Below are 3,168 nucleotides of genomic sequence, written 5' to 3'. Positions count from 1 at the left end.
TAGCACGAAAGAGTAGAATGCCAATGGCATAGAGACTAAGGCGGCTCAATTGCAGTGTTTGTTTTAACGAACGTTCGGGATCTTGAAATTGAGTTCCATAGAAACCCAAACTGCCAATTGTCGCCAAATAGACAGAAAAAATAGGGAAGTTAGGGATGCTCCAACCCCAATGGAGATAGCTGACGAGAATGTAAATCAAAAAAGGGAGAGAAAACCTATTTTGATTTTGCCATAGAGAGCCAGAAATTATAGTTAAATAAACGGCCGATCCAACACTCACTAACGCATTAAAAGGATGACTCCATAAGCCAAAGTCATCCATTGCCCAAAAATTGACCGGAATTAAGAGCAATGTGACTAATTTTAGAGCTTGTGAGGTTAACTGTAAGTTATCTTTCTGACTTGATAAACGGCTAATAAACCAAAATAAAGAGGTATATCCTAACAGCACCGAATATTGGACAATCGCGGGAAAATTTTCCCATTGACTCGCAGCAAATACACCAGAAGAGAGAACGACTAGAAATAAACCTAAGAATAATAACCACCGCACACTTAATTCTGCTTTCAGAGAATCTAATCGTTGCCCGATCCAACTCGGTTGAGGCGTTGGTTGAGGCTTAGTTAGACTGGATGCTGAAGGTAAAACTGGCGCTGATGGTATTGGAGTTTGCTCTCCAAGCGGTGATGCGATCGCTTGCGGTTCTGGAATCGAAGAATAGAGGTGATTTCGGGCAATCTGTTTTACCCGAAAGTCATCGATTAATCCTAAGCGCAAGCCAATTTCTAATCCTTCTAAGAAGTTCGGATGATGGGTATCGACTTTTAAGCAAAGATAGACAGAATCCTCGGTTAAAATCCCCAAATCTTGCCAAAGTTTCAATCCTTCCAGTAAAGAAGTGATGGGTAAGGCTGGATCTAGCTTAATTTTAACGATCGACTCAGGAACAGGAGCCATGGTGTCATGTGCAGTTAGAATTGCATCGATTGTAACACTTCATGTCTCAAGATTTTCTGATTCGTGAACTGAGGATGCCTTACCTCTAAATCCCTCTTTCACAGGAGAAAGGAGAAGGGAGATAAGGAGCAAGCATTTACATTTCATTTAAAAATGCCATATAACACCCTAAAGTTTGGTAAGATTAATTCGGCGATCGCTGGAAAAATTAAGTAATAAGTAGGGGCAGGTTCACCCATATCCCAAATTCCCACCCATAACTTTATATGAACCTGCCCTAAATCAATTACCAATTACGGTTTATAAGCTTGCAACACTTGTAGACTTCCTCCTCCGTAGAGAGTAGGGGGTTCTACCTGAAAACCAATGTCCTGTAAAGTCCGTCTTAAGTCCGTTTTTAATAACTGCCAAGCGGTTTCCGTTTCAAACAGGAACAGGAACAGATATAATCCGGGGATGAAGATGGGGTTGGTGGGAGGATGAAAATCGGCGATCGCCAAAACTCCCTCCGGTTTCAATACCCGATATGCTTCCCGCAAAATCTCTTCGAGTTGCTCTGGCGACATTTCATGCAATGCAGCGCTCGTATGCACCAGATCGAAACTCTCATTCTCCAAAGGCATATTTTCCGCAAACCCTTCCATAAACTTTGCTTGCGGAACATTCTGTTGCGCTCTTTTCAAGGAAAGGGGAGACGCATCTAACCCCGTCACCTTATCCGAATAAGTCACTAAAACCTGCGTCGCTTGACCGCTCCCACAACAGAGATCTAAAATTTCTGTATCTGAATTAATCGGCAAATCTTTTAAAGCTAGGCGACGAAATCGATATTCTCCCCCCACCGCCAGGGCAGATACCCGCGAAATAGAATCATATAACCACTGATATTGATAACTTAACTCTCTTAAAAATGTTGCCATAATTATAGTACTTCGCCCTGGTAATCGGTAATTGGAAAACCGTTTTTTCCATTAAATCAGGATATCATATCTTGCCTAGTAATTAGATGGGATGAGGGCAGGTTTAGGAGAGCGATCGGTTAGTTTTCTAGATTTGGGTATAACCCGCCCCTACAAAAAAACAACCAAATCTATACAAAAATATTTACTCTACAAGATGAACAGGAAAACCATATTGAAGGGAATTTCGATATAAAGGAGTATCCAACGTCCAAAGGGCAGCATCTAGAGTTTCTGCTAAAGCAATGTAAGACGCATCATAGGCACTTTGGCGCTTCAAGGATAAAGCAATTTCGATTATTCTTGTCCCTTCTGATAAATCATGATAAGTAATAGTCAAACGATTTAAAAGAATCCAAGCTTGAGCTAACTGCTGTTGAGGAAACCTATTGGCGCTCACCAGTCTAGTTAAAGCATTAGCGACTTCATACTGTACCAAGTTAGGAGCATGAATCTTTACGTCGTCACGAATCCACTCATTGAATTTATTGCGAACTCGTTGACTACGAGACTCTTCATGAACGAGGACAACTAATAAATTAGCATCAATAACCACATTCTTTTCCTAAATCAAGCCTCTTTGCTCTAACTCTTCACGACTTTGACGAGCAATTTCGACAGCATCTACTGGCGGAAAATTCTGGGTCATTTCGCGCAACTCTTCCAAAGCTTTCAGAGCAGATTGGCGATCGCTTTCAGGAGTGGAGTTGATTGGACTCGATTCAGCAGTAAAAGGCAAAGTTTCTGCTTGAATAGAATTCAGGATAGACTCTACTAGTTGCCAGCGATCGCCTATGGATAACTGTAGTATTTTATCGAGCATTTCGGGTGAAGACATTCTCTCTTACCTCAACGATTTCCCTAATATCATTATAACATTAACTAGCGAATTACGATAGAGATAATCGACCTTGGGGTTCAGGAACTTCAGCAATGAACGCTCGATCGACTTCACTCCAAGAGAGAATGATTTGATAACGAATCACCATTATAATCTCCTGTGTAATTCTGTTTTAAGCATAAATTAAGGGAGGATTTAATAATCCCAATTTACAGAGTTGTACCTTTGAAGCAGTTGTTGGTGCTTACTATATGTAGAGAACTGGCAAGGATATCTAAAAACCCTTGTTTGTTAGTTGTCTATATCTCCACCCATAATCTTTTGCCTTTTGCCTTTTGCCTAGCGCGTAGCGCTATATAATACCCATGGTTAATCCTTCGCTCATTAGGCCAGATGTTCCATGACCCGAT

3 protein-coding genes and 1 pseudogene are annotated in these 3,168 nt (G+C 41.1%); all 4 read right to left on the bottom strand.

Annotated elements, in window-relative coordinates:
• Positions 1–958 (bottom strand): annotated as a pseudogene (locus tag AC3A14_RS24405) (DUF2157 domain-containing protein); the annotation flags it as partial.
• 293 nt (positions 959–1,251) lie between these two features.
• Positions 1,252–1,878, bottom strand: coding sequence for a class I SAM-dependent methyltransferase (locus tag AC3A14_RS24400; RefSeq protein ID WP_318735738.1), 627 nt, complete (start codon positions 1,876–1,878; stop codon positions 1,252–1,254).
• 184 nt (positions 1,879–2,062) lie between these two features.
• The gene (locus AC3A14_RS24395; RefSeq protein WP_318735735.1) at positions 2,063–2,473 is read right to left on the bottom strand and encodes a type II toxin-antitoxin system VapC family toxin; all 411 of its coding nucleotides are present in this window, start codon (positions 2,471–2,473) and stop codon (positions 2,063–2,065) included.
• Positions 2,474–2,482: 9 nt separating this feature from the next.
• Positions 2,483–2,755: a hypothetical protein gene (locus AC3A14_RS24390; protein WP_318735732.1), complete on the bottom strand. Its 273-nt coding sequence runs from the start codon at positions 2,753–2,755 to the stop codon at positions 2,483–2,485.
• Positions 2,756–3,168: the final 413 nt, after the last annotated feature.

The organism is Roseofilum sp., from assembly GCF_982964205.1.
This window is presented reverse-complemented; position numbering and strand designations above follow the sequence as displayed.